Annotated in this window: 17 protein-coding genes and 1 tRNA gene; 5 read left to right on the top strand and 13 right to left on the bottom strand. The window is 42.2% G+C overall.

All coding sequences use genetic code 11. The features are described from left to right. Window positions 1-89: 89 nt before the first annotated feature. The 5 genes from INQ51_RS10610 to INQ51_RS10590 all read right to left on the bottom strand — a co-directional run bounded on the left by INQ51_RS10610 (window position 90) and on the right by INQ51_RS10590 (window position 8,265). Window positions 90-1,433 carry a sulfatase gene (locus tag INQ51_RS10610; protein ID WP_233377948.1) on the bottom strand — a complete coding sequence of 448 codons (1,344 nt, stop codon included), beginning with the start codon at window positions 1,431-1,433 and terminating at the stop codon, window positions 90-92. A gap of 216 nt (window positions 1,434-1,649) precedes the next feature. Further along, on the bottom strand, window positions 1,650-3,086 hold the full coding sequence (locus tag INQ51_RS10605) for a RagB/SusD family nutrient uptake outer membrane protein (protein WP_233377947.1): 1,437 nt from the start codon (window positions 3,084-3,086) through the stop codon (window positions 1,650-1,652). Window positions 3,087-3,116: 30 nt separating this feature from the next. Continuing rightward, on the bottom strand, window positions 3,117-6,425 hold the full coding sequence (locus INQ51_RS10600) for a SusC/RagA family TonB-linked outer membrane protein (protein ID WP_233377946.1): 3,309 nt from the start codon (window positions 6,423-6,425) through the stop codon (window positions 3,117-3,119). 211 nt (window positions 6,426-6,636) lie between these two features. Further along, the gene (locus INQ51_RS10595; RefSeq protein WP_233377945.1) at window positions 6,637-7,620 is read right to left on the bottom strand and encodes a FecR family protein; all 984 of its coding nucleotides are present in this window, start codon (window positions 7,618-7,620) and stop codon (window positions 6,637-6,639) included. Window positions 7,621-7,683: 63 nt separating this feature from the next. After that, window positions 7,684-8,265 carry an RNA polymerase sigma-70 factor gene (locus INQ51_RS10590; protein WP_233377944.1) on the bottom strand — a complete coding sequence of 194 codons (582 nt, stop codon included), beginning with the start codon at window positions 8,263-8,265 and terminating at the stop codon, window positions 7,684-7,686. Window positions 8,266-8,786: 521 nt separating this feature from the next. Here INQ51_RS10590 and INQ51_RS10585 point away from each other — a divergent pair. Then, window positions 8,787-8,861, top strand: a tRNA-Val gene (locus INQ51_RS10585). Between the two features lie 116 nt (window positions 8,862-8,977). On the opposite strand, the gene INQ51_RS10580 is transcribed toward INQ51_RS10585, so the two are convergent. From INQ51_RS10580 to INQ51_RS10550, 7 genes are all read right to left on the bottom strand, one after another. Then, window positions 8,978-9,964: a metallophosphoesterase family protein gene (locus INQ51_RS10580; RefSeq protein WP_233377943.1), complete on the bottom strand. Its 987-nt coding sequence runs from the start codon at window positions 9,962-9,964 to the stop codon at window positions 8,978-8,980. Window positions 9,965-10,011: 47 nt separating this feature from the next. Beyond that, window positions 10,012-12,393: a purple acid phosphatase family protein gene (locus tag INQ51_RS10575; RefSeq protein ID WP_233377942.1), complete on the bottom strand. Its 2,382-nt coding sequence runs from the start codon at window positions 12,391-12,393 to the stop codon at window positions 10,012-10,014. A gap of 84 nt (window positions 12,394-12,477) precedes the next feature. Beyond that, window positions 12,478-14,223, bottom strand: coding sequence for a LamG domain-containing protein (locus INQ51_RS10570; RefSeq protein WP_233377941.1), 1,746 nt, complete (start codon window positions 14,221-14,223; stop codon window positions 12,478-12,480). 37 nt (window positions 14,224-14,260) lie between these two features. Then, the gene (locus tag INQ51_RS10565; protein WP_233377940.1) at window positions 14,261-15,736 is read right to left on the bottom strand and encodes a SusD/RagB family nutrient-binding outer membrane lipoprotein; all 1,476 of its coding nucleotides are present in this window, start codon (window positions 15,734-15,736) and stop codon (window positions 14,261-14,263) included. Between the two features lie 22 nt (window positions 15,737-15,758). Beyond that, the gene (locus INQ51_RS10560) at window positions 15,759-19,130 is read right to left on the bottom strand and encodes a SusC/RagA family TonB-linked outer membrane protein (RefSeq protein WP_233377939.1); all 3,372 of its coding nucleotides are present in this window, start codon (window positions 19,128-19,130) and stop codon (window positions 15,759-15,761) included. Window positions 19,131-19,285: 155 nt separating this feature from the next. After that, the gene (locus tag INQ51_RS10555) at window positions 19,286-20,320 is read right to left on the bottom strand and encodes a FecR family protein (protein ID WP_233377938.1); all 1,035 of its coding nucleotides are present in this window, start codon (window positions 20,318-20,320) and stop codon (window positions 19,286-19,288) included. Window positions 20,321-20,391: 71 nt separating this feature from the next. Then, window positions 20,392-20,976: an RNA polymerase sigma-70 factor gene (locus INQ51_RS10550; protein ID WP_233377937.1), complete on the bottom strand. Its 585-nt coding sequence runs from the start codon at window positions 20,974-20,976 to the stop codon at window positions 20,392-20,394. Between the two features lie 355 nt (window positions 20,977-21,331). On the opposite strand from INQ51_RS10550, the gene INQ51_RS10545 reads away from it, so the two are divergent. The 3 genes from INQ51_RS10545 to INQ51_RS10535 are packed head-to-tail and all read left to right on the top strand — an operon-like array spanning window position 21,332 to window position 24,626. Next, on the top strand, window positions 21,332-21,994 hold the full coding sequence (locus tag INQ51_RS10545; RefSeq protein ID WP_233377936.1) for an NTP transferase domain-containing protein: 663 nt from the start codon (window positions 21,332-21,334) through the stop codon (window positions 21,992-21,994). Further along, on the top strand, window positions 21,978-22,454 hold the full coding sequence (locus INQ51_RS10540) for a (2Fe-2S)-binding protein (protein WP_233377935.1): 477 nt from the start codon (window positions 21,978-21,980) through the stop codon (window positions 22,452-22,454). Before INQ51_RS10545 ends, INQ51_RS10540 begins: the two co-directional genes overlap by 17 nt. A 24-nt stretch (window positions 22,455-22,478) precedes the next feature. Then, the gene (locus tag INQ51_RS10535) at window positions 22,479-24,626 is read left to right on the top strand and encodes a xanthine dehydrogenase family protein molybdopterin-binding subunit (protein WP_233377934.1); all 2,148 of its coding nucleotides are present in this window, start codon (window positions 22,479-22,481) and stop codon (window positions 24,624-24,626) included. A 35-nt stretch (window positions 24,627-24,661) separates the two neighbouring features. Here the strand turns inward: INQ51_RS10535 and INQ51_RS10530 are convergent, their stop codons facing one another. After that, window positions 24,662-25,906, bottom strand: a complete 1,245-nt coding sequence (locus tag INQ51_RS10530; protein WP_233377933.1) for a DUF2264 domain-containing protein — start codon at window positions 25,904-25,906, stop codon at window positions 24,662-24,664. Window positions 25,907-26,261: 355 nt separating this feature from the next. On the opposite strand from INQ51_RS10530, the gene INQ51_RS10525 reads away from it, so the two are divergent. Continuing rightward, window positions 26,262-26,870: an RNA polymerase sigma-70 factor gene (locus tag INQ51_RS10525; protein WP_233377932.1), complete on the top strand. Its 609-nt coding sequence runs from the start codon at window positions 26,262-26,264 to the stop codon at window positions 26,868-26,870. The last annotated feature ends 31 nt before the right edge of the window (window positions 26,871-26,901 follow it).

The raw sequence follows: 26,901 nt of genomic DNA, 5'->3' as shown, positions 1-26,901 counted from the left end.
GAATTCAAATTAGTTGTTTTTGATCCAGTCAACTCTTACGAGCCTTATTAGGGCCGAAAGGCAAGGAGCTCAACATTGCATCGCCGAAATTATTCCTGATCCCAGAATGAGCCTTCCTTTTTAATTTGAAGCTCCATATTCTCCAATTCTGTAAGAAGTTCGGAGGTTTTTTCTGGTTCCTGTTTTGCCAGATCGATCCGCTCTCCCAAATCTTTTTCAACTTGAAAAAGCAACGGAGTTTCGCGTGACGCTTCGTACCCGTAGTTGTTTTTTGTTTGCGAACCGATTCTCACATGTAATTTCCACTCGTTTGCCCGAATGGCTGATGGTTGGTTATCAAAATAAGAATACAGCAAGCTAAAATCTTCAACCTTGGGGTAATTTTCTGCGGGCATCAGTACCGAACGAATATCGCGGCCATCAATCGTCCGGTCGGTTGGCATTTCAACTCCGGCTATGGCAAATATGGTGGGTAATATGTCTAAAGTGCTGACTGGCGTTTGCTCGTTTCGGTTCCCTTTAATTTTTGCCGGCCAATTAATGATTCCTGCCACGCGGTGACCGCCTTCCCAGGTTGAACCTTTGCCATCACGAAAGGGCGTGGCATAGCCAACCTTTAAACGTGTATCTCCGTATTTGGAATCAGTTCTGTTGTTAAAAACAATCCAGGGGCCGTTATCCGAAGAGAAAATAATGACGGTATTCTCCCTTACTCCAAGATCTTCCAACGTTTGGCAAATGTCACCAATCGCTGCATCCAGTTCTTCCATAACGTCGCCAAGTTCTCCGTTACGCGATTTGCCTTTAAATTCATCACTTACAAAAAGCCCCAAGTGCGGCATGTTATAAGGTATATAAGCAAAAAATGGATTGTCTTTATTTTTTTTAATAAAATCGATAGCGGCTTTCGTACAGACTCCTGTTAATGATTCTGATGCTTTCGTGTTAGCCGGTAAATCTTTTGCGATCAGACTGTATCCGGGGATTGGATTATTCCCTTCAGGATCACTTTTTAATAGCATGGAATTCTCGAAGTCATGCGACACATTGGTCCCGATCCATTCGTCAAAGCCATGCGCTAATGGCAATGATTCAGGAGTAAATTCATTCTTCTCGTTGGGAGATCCCAGGTGCCATTTCCCAAATATTCCGGTTTTATAGCCCACAGACTTAAGTCCTTCGGCAAGTGTTATTTCCTGCCTGTGAATATACTTCTCCGACGCAGGGTTCAGAACCCATGTGCCCAATCCTGAACGTGCCGGATAACGCCCTGTTAGCAGGGAATAGCGCGATGCAGTACAGGCCGGAGAAGTAACGTAAAACTGGGTAAAGTTGATGCCGCCTTCTTTCAACCGGGTAATGTTGGGAGTTTTAATGGTTGGATTACCATTGTGTTCGTAATCTCCGTAGCCGTTGTCATCCGTAAATATCACTACGATATTAGGAGGTAAATATGTGTCATTCTTTTGATGTTGACAACTTGAGTGCAACATAAAAGTCAATATGCACAGGAGGCTGTTAAATATTTTCATCTGTTTGAATATTTTTCATACGACTCTGTGTTGTCAGAGCCTTAAGGGGTGTGATATTTAATATATTAGGCAGGTTGTTAAACCTGCCTAATACGTTAAATTAGTTACTCACTACTTTTAGTAACCTGGATTTTGTTCGATGTTCGGATTTGCGTTTATCTCCGCCAGCGGAATAGGAAACAGCACGTGGTGGGCTTTGGCTACTGTTATTCCTCTTGCTTGCGCGCGGGATATAAATACGCCCTGACGAATTTGATCCTGCCTACCTTTTGCTTCGGCATAAAATTCCCATTCTCTCTCTTTTAAAAGGGCACTGCGCATAGCTTCTTTAGAAGAGAAATCTGCCAATGTTTTTACAGATGCACCAGCCCTAACACGTACCTCATTGATTAAATCAACTGACGCCTGAGTTGGACCATTTAATTCATTCAACGCTTCTGCGCGACTTAATAAAATGTCTGAATATCTTACCTCTGGCATATCATTGCCATTTGCAGGGCCAACAGCATCCGGGTCAAATTCATATTTCAATGTCAGTGATTTATCATTCCCATACAATTGAATGTGATTTCCTGAAGTATTGATATAATCTCTGACAAATAATTCTGCACGCTCATCTCCTTCTTCAAAAGAATCCAGAAAATCATCATAGAAATATGTTTTTGCAGCATACACTGATTGGTTAGAAGCGAGAGGGTAATCTGTCGGAAAAGTAATTGCTTGCAGATAAGTACCTCCTCCTGAACTTCCGGAAGTGCCAGACGCAGTGCGTGCTAAAGCCCAAAGCAATTCTTTATTCCCTTCATTGGCTATGGCGAAAACATCCTTATAATTTTGCAATAAGTCATATTTATCCATATCTATAATTGCCTGAGACAATTCAACCACTTTTTGCCACTGCTTGGTATTCAAATAGAATTTACACAAAATCCCCATTGCTGCACCTTTACTGGCTCTACCATATTCAACAGGCTCGTCGGGGAGTGACTGAATAGCCTGTAGCATATCTTTCTCGATTTGCATTTTCATTTCATCATCCGTTGCCTTTGCAAGCTCCGGATTGTCGAGAGTGGATGTTCGCAGAGGTACCGGGCCAAACAAATCGTAAAGTACAACATAACACCATCCTCTTATAAATGTAGCTTCGGCTCTCACCAATTTTTTAAATGGATCCGTTTCCTCTCCCACATTTTCCAAAAGAGTATTTGCATCTCTAATTCCCTGATAACAGGCGTTCCAGCTTGTACCCAAGTCATAATGGTTACTTGCCCAGGTAAAGGACCGTAACGGATTAAGACGTGCGGCTATCGCCCCTCCCTCGTTCCAGTTTTCGCCTGAACACATTGCAGATGCATAAAATCTTGTAAGTCCTCCGGCATAGTAACGTAATTGTGCACTGGAATAAGCATTGTACAAGGTTGCCATTATAATTTCCTCGCTATTTGATTGAGGATCTAATTCTGAATAAACATTAGCATCCAACAGATCAGCACAACTGGTGGTGTGCATAATTACAACGACCACGAGTATTATCTTGACTATGTATTTTTTCATTTCTTATGTTTATTTTCGCGTGTTAAATTCTTAAAAACTAAATCTGGCTCCGAAAGACCATGTCTGAGCTGGTGGATACCCGCTGATATCGATTCGGGCACTTCCTCCTCCATTCGAATTTGCCTCTGGATCAGAGCCAATGTAATTAGAGATTGTAAGTAAGTTTTGTCCTGTTATAAAAACTTTGGCAGAACTCATAAACTTGATTCGGGAAACCGGAATATCATAGCTGAGTTGCACATTTTTAAGACGAATAAAGGAAGCATCTTGCACCGTAAGCGAGTTTGTTGTTCTATTGCCGCCGTAATCGTCTGAAAATACGCCTGAAGGCCATTTTGCATTTGTATTTTCCGGGGTCCATCGATCCAATGCAGTGGTTGTAATCCTATTTCTTCTAAAGTTTTTAGGGTATAAACTTTCAACCAGGTTCTGATTAATCAAATCAGCACCATATTGTCCCTGAATAAATATATCGAGTTGAAAACGGTCATAAGAGATAGAATTCTGCAATCCAAAAATAAAATCGGCATAAGGTTTTCCAATAATTTGTAAATCTTTCGTATCGATTTTTTTATCATCGTTGACATCTTCAAATTTGGGGTGCCCTGGAAGTGCATCTGGTTGCGCTGACCCCGCTATATCATCTCCTTCCTGAAAAAGTCCAAGAACATGATAACCATAATAAGCATTTAGAGGCTCACCTTCCCTGATAATTGAATACCTGCCAACTACATCATTTAATCCACCAAGGCTTTCTACCCGATTCTTGATACTGGTGAAATTTAACGAAGAACTCCATTCCAATCGATTTGTTTTTATGTTGATCGTATTTAGAAGAAATTCGATGCCATTGTTTTTCATTTTCCCGATGTTTGCTCTGCGGGACCCAAAACCGGTAGATTGTGGCATGGGCAGGTTATACAACATGTCTTTCGTGTATTTGATAAAGTAGTCGCCGGTAAAGCTAATTCTACCGTCAAAGAAAGCCACATCTAGTCCTATATCTGTTTGTTCGGTTGTTTCCCATTTCAAATCAGGATTGGCGACACGTGAAGGTTCTATGCCTCGAACAATTGAGTTGTTAACCACTGCGTAACTATCACCTGGACTTAAGGTGGTTAAAAACTCGTAATTGCCAATTGATTCGTTACCAATCTGTCCCCAACTTGCTCTTAATTTTAAATTATAAAATAAATCAGGAATAAAATCTTCTTCTGACAGCTTCCATGCTCCGGCAAAAGATGGGAAATAACCGTATTGGTTATTCTTCCCAAACCGAGAAGAGCCATCTGCGCGGAACGATGCTGTAAGAAGGTATTTATTAGCGATTGAATAATTCACCCTGGCGAGATAAGACAGCAACTTATTTTCACTTCGACCGCTGTATAGCATGTCATTATCGGTATTACCCAACGAAAAATTATTGGTAAGTAGATCATCTGCCGGAAATCCGCTGATATCGCCAACAAAATGTCTTGAAGAAAAACTTTGATAAGTAGTACCACCAAGTACAGTAAGGTTATTATTCTGTCCGATTGGCTTAGTGTATGTCATCGTATATTCGAGAAGAACATTTGAGCGCTCAAGTGTTGCAATATTGGCAAGGCCGCCCGTCCCTGAACCATGGAAAGTCAGCCTGGAATTATAAATATCTCTTCTTGAAGTTGCACGATCGGTTCCAAAATTTAATTTGGCTTGTAAATTATCAGAAACATTATACTCAATATAAGCTGTCCCAAATGTTCTGTTGGTGACATTTTTGCTGGAAATGCCCTTGACTAACCTGATCGGATTTTGTACTGTCAGGTTAGAAGAGATCGTTAGTTCTCCGTTTTCATCGTAAACAGGTTCTGTTGGGTCATACAGCAGGGCTGCATAAAGCGGTCCTCCCGCCTCATTATCACCGGAATTATCAATGCTGTTATTGTCATTAATCAAACTGGTATTTAAATTAATCCCAATTTGGGTTTTCTCCCCGATCTTCTGCTCTAAATTGATTCGACCAATGTATTTCTCAATGCCTGTATTTTTGATTACTCCTTCCTGATTAAAATAATTAAAGGAGGCAAAGAAAGTTGTATTGTCATCACCCGCTGTTGCTGAAAGGTTATGTTCCTGAATAAGTGCGGTTCTGAATATTTGGTCTTGCCAATCTGTTCCAACAATGCTTGCCATGTCTGAAGGTGAAAAAATTGTTCCTTTGCCTTCGGCTACAGAGAGTTCGTTAATAACTTTCATATATTCCTGAGAGGTCAGCAAATCATACCTGTCTTTAACCGACTGTACTCCAAGGTTGATGTTATAATTGATAGTCGTTTGCCCTTGTTTTCCTTTCTTTGTAGTGATGAGTATTACACCATTTGCGCCTCTTGCCCCATAGATTGCAGTGGCGCTCGCATCTTTAAGGATTTCTATTGATTCTATGTCGTTTGTATTGAGGGAGTTTAATGGATTTCTTGCTTGATTTCGACCAACACTCGCTGCTCCTCCTCCGGAAAACATACTGCTATTGTCAACCGGCAGGCCATCGATAACGTAAAGCGGATCATTTCCTGCATTTACAGAAGTCACACCACGAACTCGGACTGAAATTCCGCCACCTGGTTCCGCACTGTATTGAGAAATTTGTACTCCTGCTACTTTACCTGCCACCAGTTGCTCTATTGAACCGTTAACACCGGCGTTAAATTCATCCTCTTTTATGGCCGAAACAGCTCCCGTTAAATCACTTTTCTTAATTACACCGTAACCAACAGCCACTACCTCGTCAATGTCAATCGCATTAGCCACCATTACTACGTCTATTGATACCTGGGCACCAACTACAACCTCCTGCATGGTCATTCCCACAAACGAAAACTGAAGTACAGTTCCTTCAGTAACATCTTTTAGTGTATATTCTCCATCAAAGTTTGTAACGGTACCATTGGTAGTGCCTTTAAACAGTACTGTAACCCCGGGCAGCGGTTCTCCTTTTTCATCGGTTACTCTACCCGATACTGATTTTTGCTGTTGAATACTTTTGACTTTTGCATTCATGTTTTCCGGCGAAAGAATGATTTGTTTCCCCATTACCTCGTAATGGATACCTGCTTCTTCTTTAATATCGTCCAGAATTTCGATGATGTTTTTGTTCTTAAATTCACCCGACACTTTTTTCTCAATATCAATGTTGCCGGTATAAAAAAAGCGGAATTCACTTTGGTCTTCTATTCTTATCAGAAATTCTTCCAAGCTGATCTTTTCGACCTTTAGCGATAGTTTGGTAGTTTGTGAGTAGGTTTCGGATGCGAATACTCCTACAAAGGATACGAGCATCAAAAAAACAGTAAGCTTCATAATTTTAAGCATTTTCAATACACACAGACTGAGTCCATGGATACTTCGATTTTTTTCCATAATTTTGAATTGGTTTGAATAAGTAACTATATTATTTATCAACTACATCAAAGGAGCAGGAAGTGCGAGTTCTTGCTTCTTTTCTTTTTGCCTGGTAGCTGAGCAGGAAAATTTGTTTTAGGTCATAAGCATAAGAATTTAGTTTGATCCGTTATTTTTTCTTGTTTATCGTAAACACCCTTGTTTTTTCATTAAAACTATAAGTAACCGGACTTGCCTTACTGATCATTTCCATCACCTCGCTAATGCTTTCCATTTCAATGGTTCCGGTGTACCAGAGTTCATTCAGTTCGTGGCCGGGGCATTCAATGCTCACGTTATACCAGCGCTCCAGTTTCTTTATAAAAAGAGGAAATGGTTCCCGGTTAAATATCAGTTTCCCATCTTTCCACGAAGTGAAATACTTGGTCTCCACTTGTGTAACTGCAAAGCCTTTGTCTGTTTTTATTACTTGTTCCCCGGGGCGTAGGGTAATTTCGTCTGTTTCACCGGTGGCCTTAAAGGCAACAATTCCTTCTTCCAGCGTGGTTTCAAAAGCATTGTCGTCGGTATAAGCTTTTACATTAAAGGAGGTGCCCTTTACTTCCACATCGCCATAATTTGTTGTCACGACAAATGGTTTGCTGTTTTTTCCCACCTCAAAATAAGCTTCGCCTACAAGTGTTACCGGCCGGGTATGTTTAAATTTCAGGGGATACGAAAGTGTTGTTTCTGAATTCAGCCAAACGAGCGAACCATCGGGTAAGGTTATGTTTGTTTTGGCACCAGGAGGAGTTACGATTGTTTGTATTTGGTCGGCCAGGTGGCTTTGCCCTGCTTTTTGGAAGAAGAAGATCGTGCTAACCAATAGTGCAACCACCAAAACCGCAGCGGCACGTAAGCCCCAGGCGTAAATTTTTATTTTCCGTCGCATCGTTTTTTGATTTTCGAGCGATATGGCTTCTTTTATTCGTTCATAAAGAGCCGGATTGGTTTTGGGGCTTACATCTTCAGCATTTATTTCCCTGTTCCAAAAAGGTTTCATCAGGCTGAAGATCATGAATTCGTTTTTCTTATCGTGGATGAAATCAGAGACTTTCGGAAATTCATCGGGGTGTAAAACCGAGTTATAATATTTTTTGAATAAATTCTTCATGTTGTGTTTTCTATTAGTTAATACACAGCTAAAAGGTTTATCCCTGGCGAAAAATCGAAAAAATTAGAAAAAAAGATAGAAAAAGAGCACGGACATGAGGCCTATTTCCTTGAGGTTCTTTTTTAAGTGTTTGATAGATTGGTTGATATGGTATTCTACCGTTTTTGTTGAGATACCTAGTTTTTCTGCAATTTCTTTGTGAGAAAGACCTTCCTCGCGACTTAGGATAAATATTTCTTTTTGGCGTTCGGGGAGCTCATTTACTAGATTGTTCACTTTTTCTTTCAATTCGTGGTATTCAACTTGCTCCATCTGGGAATATTCTTCAGCTAAGGAAAGTTTAAGGATTTCTCCTTTAATATTTTCGTTGTTCAGGCGGCTTCTGAGTGCGTTTAATAAGAGGTTCCGGGTTATGGTAAAAATAAAGGAATTGAAGGTAGCCGCAGAGTTTATTTTTTTTCTGTTCAGCCAGATTTTTACAAACACTTCCTGCAGGATGTCATCAATATCCTCTTCGATTTTTAAAAAGGAACGGGAAAAGTTGTATAAACGAGGATAGTAGTGATTAAATAAATCTTCGAGTGGCGCCTCATTGTCTTTTGCCAGTTCTGATATTATTTTATCCAGGTTTATTCTGTCAGTCATTGAAGTCTGTTAGTTAGCACAAACATATAATTTTTTTGGGAAAGACGTTTAGCGTAAATGTCGGGGTAGGGGACTAAAGAGATTGTGGGTGCAAGTGATTTTGTGTCTCAACGGCATCTGCAATGTTTTATTGGGGATACTTTACACGCAAAAATTATATTTTGTTTTGGGAAGGGTTGTGACCAAAATCCGTACGATTTTTTGCTTTTTCACCCTAAAGGCAAACTATTATTTTGAGAAGGCAAAGATTTCGTGGGCACTGCATACAGAGGTGTCGGAACAGCATTGGGTCGTTTTTTGATTGGTTGGGGGAATTTATCATTCTGAAAATGAGGGATTCAAAAAAGCAATGGAAAATGCCGGGGGAAAATGTCTTGTTTTTACTGGTGGCTGCACTTTTACGGAGGTCGAAATTTTATGAATATTTTTTTGTGATTTCTTTGCAGAACTAAAAATAGCTTCTATATTTGCAGCGCCTTTCTGAAAAAGGGGGCGCGTTCAGAAACAAGAAAACATTTTTAGGGCGATTAGCTCAGTTGGTTCAGAGCATCTGGTTTACACCCAGAGGGTCGGCGGTTCGAATCCGTCATCGCCCACTTAAAAGGTCGAACGTCATTGTGACGAACGGCCTTTTTTGTTTTACGCCGGAGACATTTCAGTTCCCTAAAATAAGAACTGAAAATAATCGCCGGCGATTCGTTTGCTTTCAGTTTTATTCGGGGGTACTTCGAATAAAAACAGTCTCATTAATTTTCTCGCCGCCACGTATGCGAAGCCAGGTATCAAATTCCCATTTATCTTCTTTCAAAACAATAACCCGGGCTCCGTTTTTCAGGTCGCCATAAGTGTCCCCACTGCCCGAAAAGCGCCCATAGGCCAATGCTATTCCGTAAAGCGACGAAATGTAATCGTTCACATGATCGTGCCCAACAAAGGTTCCCATTACGTCACCTTGCTCCAGCATAGCCAGGAACATTCCGGAGTTAACAGAAGGCGAACAAACATCTTCGTTCTTAACTCCTACCGGTTGCATTCCTCCATTGCTCCATGCCTGGGTATATTCAGGTAGTGGAATATGAAAAAATGCCAGGGCGGGAATAGCTTCTCCATTGTTCTTTTGGGTGAAGTTGTTGCTTTTTTGCGTATACCAGCTTATCTGCTCACGGGTGAACCAACCATAGGTACCTGTACCTTCAATGGTTGAATATGCATTGGAGTCCATGCAATAAAGCAGGGCTTTTGTATTTTTGCTGCTACCTTTTATTTCCAATACATAATTGCCTGTTCCATAGGCTTCGTTCGTTTTATATGCTATGCAGTTTTTTTCTATCTGAACCAGTTTTTCCATAATTTCACTCCTGGTTTTATCCGATTCGTCATCGTGATTTCCCAATACTGCCACCCATGGAATTCCCCGTTCAATCATTGGGGCTGTTAATAGTTCCCAACCCTTGAAAACAGGCGCTTTGGTAACCGCATCTCCGGTAAAAACAACCAGGTCAGGCTTTTCAATATCAAGCACTTCGTTTATCATGGGTAAAACAACTTCCGATTTTGGAGAATCGAACATAAAATGCAAATCAGTTAATTGTACTATTTTGAAGGTTTTGTCCTCATTGAAATACAGTGTTTCCTGGGCAATAGCAAAACCATTTAATCCCAAAAGAGCGATCAGGACTACTAAAATTTTTAATCTCATTTTCTTCATAATAATTGTGAACTTAAATATACGAACTCTTCAGATGGCTAGTCTGAAATGATAATTTTCCCTTTTCCTCTGATTGTTCGCTTATCTCTAACTATAAACATATAAAAACCAGGTACTAATGAGTCTCTCTCCACGACAATCCGATTGGCTTCTACCCGGTAGCGGCAGCTAAGTTTACAACCATTCACATCTGCCAAACTCAGCTTTAGCCCGGAGTAATCAGTTCCGGGTAACTGAATATACGATTGACAAACCATTGGATTTGGCACAACCTGAAGCTCCGGAATAAACGGACGTATTGCGCCATTTACAGAAGTAACTACACTGCAATCCACTTTAGCCGATCCTACCGTAAGAAACAAGTCATCGAAATAACTATCGTTATCACTTCCTGCGTTGCGTGTACCTTTCAGTTCAAATTTAATGGTTTTGGTATGCTGCGGAATATGCATGGTCGCGCTTAAAAGTGTCCAATTACTGTTTAGAGTGGATAAAGTGCTTCCCTCGCTTATCTTCTGGTTATTCGAGTCATAGAAAATGACTTTTAATTCAGGGCGATCGCTTCCGTTGTAATTCGACAAGTACCCGCCATAATTTACATTAAAATTCCCAGTCTTAACTGAATCGGCGAAAGAACTGACATCGACGTATTGCGAAGCCTTTGCAACAGCACTTGAATTGCATAGCCCTCCTACAATAAAATATTTTTGACCATTGTACGGACTAATGCCGTCACACTCTCCTTCAGCCAAAGCTTCTACTACTCCTTGTATAGTTTGCCAGCTTTCCAGTCCGTTTTCTGCTCCCGGATTTTTTAACAGGTTAGGAAGCGATTGCGATTTGCCCGTTGAAAAAGCTAACGGCTCCGACCACTCACTCCAGTTTAACTCTTTGTCGCGGTACCTGACTCTCCACCAATAGTTGGTATTTTCACTTAATCCGGCAATGGGTTCATCGGTTAAATCGTCACCTTCCTGTGTATTAACTTCGTTGTACCAGTTTTCGAACGTCTTCCAGCTGTCGGCTGCAGGATTTGAGAAATCGGTGGCACTGGTCGATACCTGCCAGTGGCTTTGTGCATGCTCTGCACTTGTATTGGCCGAAGAAAAATTATCAGCCTTTAAAACAACACATTCCGGTATTAATTTTTGATTGGCTGGACTGACTCCTTCCGGTTTATTTACAATTGAAGCATTTTTCCGGATGGTTACAACATCCGTTTGCTGGTTTTCTACAACCTGATCCTGATCTCCGCGACTAATCCGTCTTAGGACCAATTTCGGGTCATTACCATCGGTTACATCTATTACAATGAAACCATATTCATCCTGCGAAACCGAGAATTCATTGTAATCATTATTCGGAAATTCGCTCCAATTGTCGATGGCTCCGCCTGCAGTGGCCACATTAACCCAAAGGTGTTTCTGATCTCTCGACTGCCCCCTGGAATATCCGTGCGTATGACCAAACAAGTGCACAACCGGCTTTCCGCTCTGGGCTGCAAAGTTATCGAGCTTTTCAATTACGCTCCCCGTAAAATCGGATTCCCCGGGTGTCCACAGTTCCGATTTATAAGGATGATGCATTTGGGCAAATACAAAATCGATTGAATCCGCTGTTAAAGTATTGTTCAGTGTTTGTTGTAACCATGCCAGCTGGGTGTTGCCACTGTATGGAGTGTTGGAGTTCAGCCCAATAATCCGGAGGTTTCCGTAATCTTTAAACCACCAGTGTTCTCTGTAGCCTTCAGTGCCGTTTTCAGGCAATTTAAAGTAATTAAAGTAATTGGCCGAGTTATTTTCATGATTCCCCAGAACCGGATAAACCGGGATCTGGCTGTATAATTTTTCAGCCGGATTAAAGAAATCGTTTTTCCATTGGCTAAAGATCTCGCCATTGCTCACTAAATCGCCTGGAAGCATTAACAACGCTAGATTATCGGTAATCTTACCTCCGTACTTGGTTTTGAAATATTTTAAAACTCCCTCTTCTACAATTTCTTTGAACTTATTGGGGTGATCTCCATCCTTTTGCATATCACTCATGGCAACAATGCGAAAAGGTTTTTCGTCGGCTGCCAGAGGAGGTGTTTTGAACTCGAAAATAGCAGAAACGGCACTTCCCGTTTTTACCCGGTAGTAATACCTAGTATAGTGGGAGAGGTTTTCAAGTTGAACCTGGTGCAATCTCGAAGTGTTGGATGAAAAAGAGGTTCCGTAACTTACATTTCCCAGTTCGTTGGAAGTTCCCCACTCAACCACACTTTCGTTGGTTTGGTTGGTTTCCCATAGTATGTATGCCGAGTTGGGTGTTACATCCTGAAGATAAGGCTGGATTGTAATGTCTTGAGCATTGCCGCTTGAGGTGGCGAAAAAGAAGAACAGGAATGCCACAACAACAGCGTTGTTTATTGGATTCATAATGAATGCTGTTTCGGAAGTTGTATGAATGAAAGAGGACAAGCCAAAAGCCTGTTCCCCTTTCATTTGTGTTCTTCGCGAGTTTTAGTTATTGAACAAATCTGTTATATTTTCGGGAGTGAGGACGTAATCATAAATCATAACATTGGCCATTTTTCCCTCAAAAAATTGTCCGTAAGTAGCCGGACCATCTTGTGCCATTCTTAACGGATTTCCGCTGTTAATACTTCCAACTGCCGACATATCGGCGCCACCTACAGCAACAGCATCCTGATACATGGTCATATTCCCATCACGGTCGAAGGTAACAGTTAACATATGCCAGCTACCGTCGTTAAACGGAATACCATCACCCGAAGTACTGGCATCTGCCTTATTCCCTCCTCCGTCAGAAATCGCTACACGCCAGTTATCCCCCCGAAAAGCAATAGACAAACCTGTATTACCGGAACTATCCCAATCCTGGTCTCCAATCATAACCGGATCACTGTCTGCAGAAGTTGTATTCACCCAAAATGAAATTGAAAAATCTCCTTCGTACCTGAATCCAAGATCATCGTCGGCCAAAGTTGCGTACTGATTTGTTCCGTTAAACTGATAGCCTTTTAGTCCATTGCCAAAATTCTCCATGGCAATGTCGCCTGTTTTTTCAACCTGAATTAATTTCTTAAGACCTGCCGCCATTTCAACCGTGGCGCCGGTGGAAGGGTCTTTGGAAATTTCAGCTACCTCGGCCGGAGTCAATACATAATCGTAAATTTTACTTTCTGCAATGTCGCCAACAAACGGGACACCATAAGTTCCTGTGCCGTCCTGCCCAATGTGAATAAAGTAATCGTTGAGAATACTTCCTACCGCCGACATATCATCGCTGGCAACTTCCACTCCATCCTGGTACATGGACATATTTCCATCGCGATCGAAGGTAACAGCCAGCAAATGCCAGTCGCCATCATTAAATGGCACACCATCCGTACTTGCATCTGCTTTGTTTCCATTTCCATCCGAAATTGCCACTCGCCAGGCATCACCGGTAAATGCAACTGTAAAACCGGTATTGTTTGAGCTGCCCCAATCCTGGTCGCCTATCATTGCCGGATCGCTGACCGAAGAGGAGGTACGTACCCAGAAAGAAACGGAGAAATCGCTTGAGCCTCTGAAATTAAGGTCAGGATCGCCTTCAACTGTTGTGTAATTCGCAGCATTCCCGTCGTAACTGTGTCCGTAACGATTGGCTTCAAATACAGTAAGTGCAACCTCCGGGTTATTTACCAGGATATGTTTGTTTTCACCCTGTTTACGAATTAACTCAAACCCGGTAGGCAATTTAGGCGGAGGTGATTTAAAACGTACGGTGTAGAACATTCCTTCAATAAAAGGACCTCCGCTTGGATTTTGGTAATAAAACTTGAAAAGCATCTTTTTGCTTTTGCCTTCTCCAATTCCTAATTCTGCCAGAGTTGTATTTATCAACAGCTTATAAGTAGCTCCGTCTTTCTGAAATTCGGTATACTCCTTTATTAAAGTAGTTTGGTTCGACTCCAGTATTTCCAGTTTAACCGGCTCGAGACGCAGGACAAAATCAAAGCCTATGGTCTGGTCTTCCAAATAAGTATTTTCCTCGTTCGGATTGTAATCCAGTTCGGCCAATTCTCCGGATGTATATGCACTTCCGGTCTCGGGATTAATGGGGGTAAATATTGCCTTGTTATCTTCTGTTATGATGTATGGGACAATATCGGGGTCGGATATATCGTACTCACAGGCAGCTGTCGCCAAAAGAACAACGGCCATAAGTAGTGTTTTTATGTTGCTATATGATTTCTTCATCTTTCTTCATTTTTTTGATTGTGAAACGCCAAACGTATTATTTCATGTGCCATAATACATCGTCTACATCATCCACTTCGGAGCCAAACTGGCGAACCAGGGCTTCCCGGTAGTTTACCGGATTATCGGTATCTCTTTCTACAGTAGGATACATCCAGCGTACGGGAATCTTTTCTCTCGGAGTATTTTCAGAAGAAACAGCAAATTCAGGAACACCTGTTCTACGCTGATTAAAAAAGGACTCCCAACCTGAGTTCTGGAAGAACCCGATGTATTTTTGAGTAAGAATCTGTTCCAAGCCATCGATGTTATCGCCTATGTACGTTCCCAAACCGTTCAGAAAGCTTGAGATATCTTCCGGGGCAACTCCGTTAAACTCCATCGATGCAGTTACTGCATTGTCGTAGTGTATTTTTGCATCGGGTATCCAACCACGGTTTGCTGCTTCAGCCAGAGTAAACTCCTGCTCTACATAGCTTAGAAACACGTTGGGAATACCCACATAATTGATGTAGCGACTGTTTTTGACTCTTGAAAACAATCCGGCATTTTTGGCACTTTGTAACTCGCCCAACGCGGTTGAAACATAGGGGCCGGCATAAGCATTGAAATCGGAAGCAGCATTTGGGTCAGCAGCCAGAGCAGCGGGTGTTGGATCGGCAACCATAAACAAACGGGGATCTTTATTCGCCTTTAACAAATCGACATACAGCCCGCCCACAACGGTGCGGTCAACGGCACTTGGCGAGTCAGGATTAAGCCCGAAACGGAAACCGTCTTCGTCCCAGTGTTCGTATTTCATGTCGTCTTCGTTCCCTCTGAAAAGTGGATATTTATCCGGATTGTTTACGATGTTGGCAAATCTGCCTTTTATATTCAGCTCAGAATCGTCTGCTTTTTTGCTTAACTCAATTAAAATACGCAGTGTATATGAGTTTATCACTCTTTGCCACATACTCAGGTCGCCATTGTAATAAAAATCTCCGGCTACCGTAAGGCTTTCTTTCACTAAAGGAGCAATTTCAGAATTTGCCTCGTCCAACCACTCCAGAAGCTGAATGAAAATGGTTTTCTGAGAATCATAAACCGGATAGATAATTCCTTCTTCCAAATGCAAAGCTTCGCTTAAAGGAATGTCGCCCATTCGGCGTACCATCTCAAAGTAGGTGTGTACTTTCAGGAATTTTGCCAATGGCGCATATCCTCTTGCACCAATCTTTTCGGCTTCTTCCACCATAAACTCCAGACTCTGTATGTCTTTGTGATAAAAATAGCCCCTGTAGTTTACATAAAGAACCGGTCCGCTATCGCCACCCACCGAATGGTGATGTTGAGTAGTCATGTAAGTGCCTGAAAACGGACCGCTTGCTTCGGGTAAAAAGTTGGTGAAAATTAAGGAAGGAGCCACACTCGTAGGTTCATTAGGATTCACGCGCAGTTCTTCAAAATCGGCGCAGCTACTGATAAATATTAGCAATGTTAACAACAGTGCCAGTGTTTTATTATTTTTCATTTCGTCTAGTTTTATTCAACGGTTAAAAGGTCAAATCAATATTAAAACCAATGGTTCGCATTGAAGGCAGCTGCAAGCCTGCTTCATCTCTAACACCTGATCGGCCCGAAATAGTAAAGCTATCGAGATCGGCATAAGTGTCGTCTTTTGTCCAGTAGAATAAATTGCGGGCCACTACCGAGAAACTTGCTTTTGAAAACGGAAGCTTCTGTAGGGTTGCATCAGTAAAGTTGTAGGTTAAGGATACTTCCCGAAGCTTAACAAAAGTTTTTTCCAATGTTACGCTGGGCCAATCTGCCTTGTAGCGTTTTGCCCAGTCTTCGTAAAACACCAGTTGCGTATTGTCTGCGTACTCTCTTGTGTCCTCAATAATGTTCCCTTCGGGGTCGTAGGTTGCCTCGCCCGACACAACTATTTTACCCGGAACCAACATGGTTTTAATTCCTTGGTTGCCCAATTCGCGGTTCTGACCGATTGCATCGGGGTGTGATCCTGAACGCCATAAATCCCGGGTTAGGTTATCAAACAGGAAGCCTCCAACACGGCCATCAATCAGAAAAGACAAATCAAAGTTCTTGTAGCTTAAATTATTTGTTAATCCAAAGGTCCAGTCGGGTTCATAGTATCCTTGTTTTTGTACGTGTTCGGTGCGCAGCGGAAGACCATTTGATCCAATAATCAGATCTCCATCGGGAGTTTTTTGCCAATTATAATACCAATAGCTTCCGGTTCTGTCGCCAATTTCCGTTCTTCCTTCTGCCAACCGAGGCGATCCGTCCAGGTTATCAGGCAAACTCTTGAGTGTTTCCCGGTACATGTCCCAGTTAAGGGTCATATCCCACGAAAAATTCTGGGTTTTAACCGGAGTTCCCGATAAAACTACTTCCCAACCATAGCGTTCAACTTCTCGTCCGTTCGTTTTATGATAACCGTAACCCGTTGCATTTGAAATGGATTGGTCATAGATTTGAGGTCCGTTAATCAAGTTAAAGTAGGTAACGTCAACGCCTAAACGATTGTCAAAGAAACGAAGATCGGCACCGTACTCAAACGATGAGTTAAACTGTGGTTGCAGATTGGGATCAATGAGCGTGCCCGATATCCATGCAGTTGGCATGTTCCGTCTTTTCGAAGTTCCCAGAGTGTTGATTGCAGAATAAGCTCCCAGGTCGCCTCCTACTTTTGCATAAGCTCCCCTTAACTTGAGAAAGCTGATTAAATCGGGTAAATCAACCATTTTATCAACGATGGCACTTACCGAAACCGAAGGATAAAAGAAGGCATCGTTTCCTTCGATTAAAGCAGAAGAACGGTCTCTGCGAAGTGTAGCATTTACGAAAAACAAGTCTTTAAATCCAAGGTCGACATAAGCATATAAACTGTTCACCGCCTTTTTCGACAGGTAACTTCCCGGCAGTACTTTCTCGGCGCTATTCGATAAAGTATAAAGTCCCGGCACAACCATATTGGAAGTACCAGCGGAAGAATTTCTGTAATGATCGTTTAAAACATTTCCTCCCAATGAAGTATTTAGCTCGAGCTGATCATTGAAAAATTTATCGGCGTAGTTAAATAGGAAATCGGTATTTTTTGTAACCGTTTTGTAGTTATAAATAGCATATCGACCTTCCCTGTCAGGAATACCATAATCGTAGAACGAAAATGGATCACGGCTCTCGCGAATCAGGTTATCATCGTGAATGTGATGACGTACAAACACATTCATCTTGTCGTTTATTTTGTAGTTCAGTTTTGCGAAAGCAATTATATCCGAACGATCATAACTTCTTTTTCTTTCCTTTGCCCAGAACCAGGGATTGTTGTATCTCCACTTTTCTGCAAAACGCTGCTCGATGCCTTCTTTCCCTTCTTCCCAGTAGTTTTTCATATCGTTGATATCCCAATGCGCTCCACCCCAGATAGAAATAAGATATATCGGGCTGGTGGGGCCGTATTCTGTTCTGGGGATGTTGGGAGTTTCCTGGGTATTGTACTGCAGCGATGCTTCAACCTTGAATTTCTTTGATAGATTCAGATCTCCGGCAATCCTGAAAGTATTAATATCCAATTTACTTCCCGGTACAATTCCTTTTACTTTTCGATAGGTATCCGATAAGATAACCGAACCATATTTTCCGGTATTTTTTACCGTCACATTGTACGTTCCGGTAAAACCGGTCTGAAGAAAATCGTCGAGATTGTTTGTGTTTCTTGTCACCCATGGAGTAGGGATTCTTTCACCGGTTTCGGGATCAATGGGGCTGTCCCACTGAGGCAGTAAGCGGCCATCAAATCGTGGCCCCCAAATGTCGTAGTCGCTATCGTTAATACCACCGCCACGGCCATCATAATATTCGTACTGGCCACGCGATCCCGGGCCAAATTCGGTTTGTGCTCTTGGAATACGAATAAAAGAAGTTTGGAAAGTATTGGTGCTGTTAAAGCTAACGGTTGTTTTTTCTTCTTGCTGAACACCTTTTTTCAAGGTGATCTGAATGGCTCCGTTCAGTCCGCGAGATCCATAAAGTGCAGCAGATACAGGCCCTTTCAACACACTTATGTTTTCAATGTCATCTGAGTTAAAGTTCCATCCATCAGCACTTACGGGTACTCCATCAATTACAATCAGCGGTTGCTTACCACGAAGATACACCTGGGGGTCGCCAAAAAATTCGCTGGTATTCGCAACAATTACTCCCGCAATTCTTCCGGTAAGACTCTCAATAACCGTGGGAGCTTTCGCTTTTTGGAGCGATTCGCCTTTTACTTCCTGTACCGAGTACCCGACTCGCTTTTTTAATTTCTTAATACCCAGTGCGGTAACCACTACTTCGTCAACTCCAACAGAAGTTTCCTGCATTACTACATCCACTACACTTTGTCCGTCTACCGGAACTTCGAGTGTTTCCAATCCAATGAATGAAAACACCAGTATCCCGTTTTCCGGAATACGAGATAACGAAAATTCTCCATCACTATTTGAGGTTGTGCCGTTGGTGGTTCCTTTCAATACAATGGTAACTCCCGGAAGAGGCTGTCCGTTTTTGTCGGTTACGGTACCGGAAATTGATTTTTGCTGCACCAAATCTCCTTTGCCCTCCTTTTTCGAGAGTATTATCTGTTTATTGTTAATGGTGTAGGTCACACCTTTGTCTTTAAACAATATATCTAATACCTCTGCTACCGATTTATTTCTTATATCAAGTGTTACAATTTCGTTGAGATCCAATACTTTGTTGTTGTAAAACAAAAAGTATTCACTTTCCTTTTCAATAAGTTGCAGTACCTCTGACAGGGTTGTGTTTTCAACCTTAATGTTTAATTTACTGCCTTGTGCAAAATTGTCAAACGCCAAAGATTGAAGGCTTGTCAAAACAATAAGAAAAATACTCAAGCGCATAATTTTAACAATTTTTTTGACCCAGCTAAATAAATAACTGTGGTCCTTTAGGAACCATTTTTTTTTCATACTTTTGATTTTCTTGGATTAATTATGTAGTTATGATTAATTCTAACAAAGGATAGTGCGTCACCACTGTCCTTTGTTTTTTATTTAGCCCATATGCGTACCTCCCTGTTTTTTATGCTGGTTTTTACAGCGGTAGAAAGTTCAATCATTTGCAATACTTCGCCCAATGTTTCATCCTGGATGGTTGCCGTGTATTGAATGTCGGAACCAATTAACGAATCGTCCACTTCAATGTTGCAATTGTACCAGCGTCCCAATAGTTTAACTACTTCCTGCAAAGGCGCATCTCTGAAAATCAGGCGCCCGTCTTTCCACGAGGTTGATAGTTCTGTTTTGACATTCTCAACATATAATTTTCTGGATGTTTTTTCAAGTACAGCCTGTTGGCCGGGAGCCAGTTTCGACACTTCTCTTCCGTGTGAATCAAGCAGTGCGATGCAACCTTCTTCGAGGGTGGTAATTATTTGACCATCGTTATTGTAATTGGAAACATCAAATGAAGTACCCAGTACTTTTATATTGATTTGATTTGTCTCTACCAAAAAAGGATGCCTTGGGTTATACGAAACTTTAAAATACCCTTGTCCTGTAAGTCTTACATTTCTTTGTTTTTGCTTGTTCATTGCTATCGGGTACTCCAGGCTACTTCCTGAATTTAGCCACACTTCGGTTTTGTCGGGCAACGTAAAATGAACCCTCGATCCGGGATTTGCTTCAACTTTTTGCATAACCATTTCAGCCTGTTTATTCTGAATATGGCTTTGAGCAAGCATAAATCCGGTATAAACCAGCAAAGGGATAAACAAAATGGCGGCGATTCTTGTGATGGCTGTTTGCCAGCTGATTTTACGGGATAGTTCCGTTTGTTTTTTCACAGCCTCTTCTTGCTGGATCAGTGTCCACAGCTTCAGTTTCAGATTTTCAAGAGATGGCTCGGCTGATAACCCTGAAGTATCGAGGTTTTGCCAGTGTTCAGACATCAATTCATTGAGTTGTTTGTCCTTGTACGAAGAGCCAATGTGATTTCTTAGCTGTTCTTGTTCCCGTTCACTTAAAGTATCTGCCAACAATTTAGCGAGCAGGTTTTTTATGTTCGTTTTATCGATTGATTCCATCCTGTAATTCTGCGTAATTTAAAAGGTATACACACGAAGACGAATCAACCCCTATTCAAAGAATTAAAATTTTATAAGAAAATTTCGAAAAAGATAATCCCGGAAAACCCAAGCTTTAGCAAATTCTGCCTGATATCAGCCAACGCAGAGGTCATTTGATTTTCCACTGTTTTTACCGAAACATCCATTTTTTTTGCAATCTCAACATTTGAAATATTTTCGTAACGGCTTAACAGGAATATTTCCTTACGTCTGGGGGGGAGTTTATCAATCGACTTTTTATAGGCCCTTTCCAATTCATTAAAATCCAACTCCTCATCCAGTAAAACATTTTTTCCCAAATGGAGTTTGACATAATTCATGTAAACCTGCTGGTATTTCTCTTTACGGATTGTATTTAATATGGCATTTCGGGTAATGGTAAAAAGAAAAGATTCAAACGATGTGCCGGTAAGCAACTCTTCCCGCGATTTCCAGATTTTCAAAAAGACTTCCTGTACAATATCTTCGGCCTCTTGTTTGTTTTTGAGATAACCCATCGAAAAATGGTAGATCTTCCGACTATAATTATCAAATAAAGCCTGAAACGCAAAGGGAGATCCCTTTTGTATTTGCTTTAGGAGCTCATTGGTTTTATTTGGTTTTAGTTCCGGCAATGGTTTAATTCTTAGTTTAGATAGCTTACAAATTAAAGTAAAATTTGACAAATTGAGAAATGTCCCCAACGTACATTGTAAGATAAGTATTTGTTACTCACCTTCACATTAATCGGGCGTTTTTCATTTAGTTTCAACCAACTTTAAAGGTCCGAACATTCTATAATCCATTAAAAATTAATCCGAAGCCGATGGTATTTTGGGGAGCGCTGTTTCAGGAGGGAGGCCCGAGTATTCAGCTTTTGTGAGATAAACGACCTGTCTCTAAACTTCCAGGATGAGGTGATAGATTGAGTCTGTTGTAAAACCATTCTTCCGGTGCTAGAGTAATCTGTTTTCTTCTTAAATTTGAAGAATGACAAGCACTTACCGAAATTTTGCAGACGATTCCAAAAAGACAAATCAATCCTCAAAAAAGAAAGTTTGGTGCCTGATTCTGGCAGCCGGAGAATCAACGCGCATGAAGCAGCAGAAATTGCTGATGCCCTGGAACGGGAGAACAGTTATTGAGGCAACTGTCGGAAGGGCTTTGGCTTCAAAGGCTGATGAGGTTTTGGTCGTTACCGGCAGTCATCGTTCAGAAATTGAGTCGCTTTTAAAACCCCTGGACGTTAAGATCGTAGTAAATAAAAGTTACCCGGATGGAATGCTTTCGTCGGTACTTTGCGGAATTAAGACGATTCCATCGACGGTGGATGCTGTTCTGGTGATGCTGGGAGATCAACCGATGGTTCAAACTTCGGTAATAAACAAGATCATTGAGATTTATCAAAAGGAAGGGGCGAAAATCATTCTCCCGGTTTGGAAGGAGAAGAGGGGACACCCGGTTTTATTCGATCTGCAATTTCGGGAAGAAATGTTCGGGCTAAAAGGAAATCCGGGATTACGCGAATTACTGCAACGATATCCGGAGGAAGTAAAAGAATTGGAAGTAGATTCTTCAGAGATCGTTGAAGATTTGGATACGCAGGAAGATTACCAAAAACTAAAAGATACTTACGATGACGGAAACCATTGAATTCAGGTTGAACGGTAAGAAAGTTTCTGTTCAACTCGATGCATCCAAAACCTTACTGTGGGTGTTGCGTACGCATTTCAACCTCACGGGTACCAAGTACGGATGCGGAGAAGGCTATTGTGGCGCCTGCACTGTTTTGATCGACGGTTCGGCAGTCCGGTCCTGTATCACCAGTCTGGGTGAAGTGGCCGGAAAAAATGTGGTCACCATAGAAGGACTGGCTGATGGCGACAAGTTACATCCGGTACAGCAGGCCTTTGTCGACAACGATGCGCTTCAATGCGGGTATTGTACTCCCGGAATGATCATGAATGCTGTCGGTCTGCTCAACGACAATCCAAATCCAACCCATGAGGATATCATTTGGGGAATGGAAAACAATCTTTGTCGATGTGGTGCTCACAACCGCATTATTGAGGCTGTTGAAACGGCGGCTGCCGATATGCGCAATAAAAAGTAATACCCGAATTTAAAATGAGAAAAAATGGATGAGTTCAACGATTATAAAGACTATCTGAAAAGTCACAGTTCCTTTCCCGGAATCAGGCGTCGCGATTTTCTTCGGTTAATGGGCGGTGGTATTTACATTTTCTTCCGGGTAGGAAGTGCAATGGAAATCATGGCTGCTGAAGGAGATCAGAACCGTCTTCCCAATGATCTGAATGCTTTTCTTCAGATTCATGAAGACGGAACGGTTACCTGTTTCACCGGAAAGATTGAAATGGGGCAGGGTGTGGTTACCGGTCTGGCACAGATGCTGGCCGATGAGTTGGATGTGGCCTTCGAAAAAGTAAAAATGGTAATGGGCGATACCGATCTGTGTCCGTGGGATATGGGAACGTTCGGATCTTTGTCCACCCGGGCTTTCGGACCTTATTTGCGTGCGGCAGCGGCCGAGGCAAGAATGGTACTTCTTATCCTGGCATCGGAAGTAATTGGCGTTCCCCTTGAAGGTTTGGACGTGAACGAAGGTGTGGTATTCAATAGAAAAGATAACAAGCAGAAGGTTACTTATCCGCAATTAACAGAAGGGAAAAAGATCGAGCGTTTTTTGTCGGAGAAGCCCGAGGTAAAAGATTATTCGGAGTTCAGGATTATGGGGCAGCCCAGGTTTCGGGTCGATAGCGTTGAAAAGGTAACAGGAAAAGCCAAATATTCAGGAGATATTCGTCTTCCGGGAATGGTTTATGCGCGTATCCTTCGTCCACCGTCCCATGCATCGAAGCTGGTTTCGGTTGATACTTCGGAAGCTGAAAAAGTGGAGGGTGTTCAAATTGTAAAGGACGACGATTTGGTGGCAGCATTGCACGAAGATCCTGAAATGGCCGACAAAGCACGGCGTTTGTTTAAAGCCGAATTTGCAGGCGATGAAAAGCCGATCAGCAACGAAAATGTTTTTGCTTATCTGAATGAAAACGCCCCCGAAGGCAATGTAAATATCAACGAAGGGGATTTGGAAACCGGGAAAAAATCTTCTGAAAATATATTTGAAAACGAATTTCACGATGGGTATGTGGCACATTCACCAATGGAGCCGCATACAGCCATGGCTTTTTTGGAAGACGGAAAAATGACGGTTTGGGCCGGAACACAAACACCGTTTCCGGCAAAAAGCAACATTGCGCGTGTTTTGGGTTTTGAGGAAGAAAAAGTGCGGGTAAAACCTCCGTATCTGGGAGGTGGTTTTGGAGGAAAGTCGGCGCACCAGCAGGCAGTTGAAGCAGCGCGACTGGCAAAAATAACCGGAAAGCCAGTGATGGTTGACTGGAACCGTCAGGAAGAATTTTTCTACGATGAATTCCGTCCTGCAGCGATTGTTAAAATCAACTCGGGAGTGGATGACAATGGGAAAATCGTGTTTTGGGACTACCATGTTTATTATGCCGGAGACCGCGGCGGTGAAACCATGTACAATGTTCCTCACCAAAAAAGAACAGTTTATGGACGCGGCTGGCGGGCACCGGGTATTCATCCGTTTCCGACGGGAGCCTGGCGTGGCCCGGGAAACAGCACGAATACATTTGCGCGCGAAGTTCAGATTGATATTATGGCAGCCAAAGCCGGGATCGACCCGGTGGAGTTCCGATTAAAAAATCTGACGGATCAGCGGGCTATTGATGTGCTGACCGAAGTGGCAAAAATGGCCGACTGGAAACCTGCCCAATCGCCAAGCAAGCGTGGTTATGGAGTGGCCATTGGTGCTGATGCCGGTACTTACGTGGCACACATTGCCAAAGTGGATGTGGACACCAGAACAGGCGAGGTAAAAGTGCTGAAAGTTTGGTGTGCGCAGGAAATGGGTTTTTGTGTTAATCCACAGGGAGCGACGATCCAGATGGAAGGATGCATAAACATGGGGCTGGGTTACGCACTCAAAGAAGTGGTTGAATTTGACGGGGGCCAAGTAAGAACGTCCAATTTTGATACCTATGAAATCCCGCGTTTCTCGTGGATTCCGGAAATTGATACCAAAATTCTGGATCGTAATGCACCGCCGCAAGGTGGTGGAGAGCCCGCTATTGTTTGTATGGGGGCTGTGATTAACAATGCCATTTACGATTTAACCGGTGCTCGTTTGTTCGAAATGGCGATGACACCTCATCGGATTTTGGGAGCATTAAAAAATGTATGAAATAAGAAAGGCTGTCATCGACAGCCTTTTATTTTTTAATACAATGCGTGGTCGTTTTTTAAATTCTCGCCACTCCAAACCTGAACGTTGGTCCAGGGCGCATCATCCTCTTTCCAGAATTCTTCATCCGTTGAGAGTCCCAGTGGAAGAAAAGCAGTAGAACACAAATACAAACTTCCGGTGGAGATGTAATATTCGCCCATCGAGTTTTGATGCCCGCATAAGCCAATCTGTAACCAACCATTTTCGTCAAATGTTCCGGGAGCGCTCATCAAACGTTGTATAACAGCTGTTAATGCGCATCGTACCTGGGCTGGCTTAACAATTTCGGGAAGTCTTTTCTGTAAACTTGCCTGCGCCAAATGTTGGAAGGCTCCCATCCGGTAAACCAGCGAGCGGCCAATGGCAGGGAAAGTACCTTCCGGGGAAATCAGGCGTTCCTGAATGGCTGCATAGCGCGTAAATCTTTTAGCAATTTCTTCGGTGGAGCGGTCGTCGAATTTCTTTTTTTCGTGCATTACCGTTACAATGTCCATCAACATGGGCTGAATAACGTAACTGTTGTAATAGTCCCAGTGAAAGTCCGGTCCATCGCCATACATTCCATCACCCAAATACCATTCCTGGTGTTTTTTTACCGAAAAATCCAGTCGCATAATGTCGAATGGCAAATCGTTTTTCAGAAAGAATGCTTCAATCATTCCGCTAAAAAGAAGCCAGTTGGAATAAAAAGGCTTTATGTCGCGGGTGGCCACAAAGCATTTTACAACATTCTTTTTTGAATCATCAGAAAGTGCCTGCCACAGCTGTTGGGGAGCTCGCGAAAAAGCATGCGCCAAGAATGCTGCATCTACAAGTATTTGCGGTTCCTTGTGATTAAAAAGATAATCGGGCGAAGCTTCATCGGTAATGTTGTGAATGGTTTTTAATGCCATCTCCCGGTACTTTTTTCTTAGCCCGGCCTCTGCTGTATCTCCCGAATCACTTTCCAGCCAAGGCGCTATTCCGGCCAGCAATCTTCCCACAGCTTCCAGGTAAGTGGACGGCTTTTCTTTGGCCCCGGTGGGTGTTTCAACCGGCATTGTAGCTTTCAGTTTGTTTTGGCTTCCGGCCTCCAGTACAGGCGCCGAGATTTTATCGAGCAGCTGTACCCAGTATTCCCGGTGATTTTCCGGAAGTTTATTTTTTTCAGAGTCTGTTTGGCCCATCACCTGGTTCGACAGCACCACTCCGGCACCTACCACCGGTACTGTTTTTATGAAGTTTCTTCGATTTATCATGGTCGTTAAATATATTCAGCATCAAAAATAAGAACAATAATAGAGAATTGCACGACTCTTCCGTTATTGAAAACTAGAGTTGCGGATGAGGTGTCATTCCGTTTGTTCAACACGAGAAGAGTGGTAACCACTATAAAGAAAAAAGTTTTATCTGGTGTGCGGTTATTAATTTCTTTCGCCGGATAATATTTTCGTTTCTGATTTTAATTGTTTGATATATAGAGTTGTCCTTCATTTTTGAGATGGCGTTCTTGCGGCCGAGCAAAGAAGCGAAGGCGTCAGGGCTCGAAAAAAGCGGCATTTGTTCAACTCGAATTTTTATCTTGTAGGCTAAATTTATTTGAACCTGACGTATATGATTCAGGAAAAGGAACTAAATACTGAACTTCTAAATCTGATAAAGCGGGGAGATGAAAATGCATTTCGCATTGTTTTCAATTCCTACTTTCCCCGGTTGCTTGCTTTTTCTGCAGAATATGTAAATGACAGGGAAGTGGCTAAAAACCTGGTACAGGAATCGTTTCTGAAGCTTTGGGAAAACAGGGAGAGCTTAAAAGCGGACTCTGATTTAAAAGCTTTTCTTTTTCAGGTGTTACGCAATAAGTCGCTGAATTACCTGAAGGCTGTTAAGGTAAAGCAGAAATACGAAGAGCACCTGAAATACCGCTACAACGAGTTGGTTTTGAACTACGAGGCCTTGAATCAGCTTGATTTTGATGTGCTTTCGTTTAATGAGTTAAAAGGGATTATTGAAAACACCATAGAGGAACTTCCGCCGCAATGCAAACGTGTTTTTGAGCTAAGCCGCTACGAAATGCTCAAAAACAAGGAGATTGCCGATAAACTCGGCATTTCGGTAAAAGCTGTGGAGGGGCAAATGTCGAAAGCCCTGAAGCAACTTCGGAAAAGGTTAAAAGAGCATTTCCCGTCGGACTTGTTTGCCATTCTGCTGACAATAATTTAAATCGTTTATTAACTATCCAGCTGTTTTCTGA

It is taken from the genome of Maribellus sp. CM-23 (assembly GCF_021354595.1).
GTDB lineage: Bacteria > Bacteroidota > Bacteroidia > Bacteroidales > Prolixibacteraceae > Draconibacterium.
The sequence above is the reverse complement of the archived record's forward strand: the minus strand, read 5'-3'. Positions and strand labels throughout refer to the sequence as shown.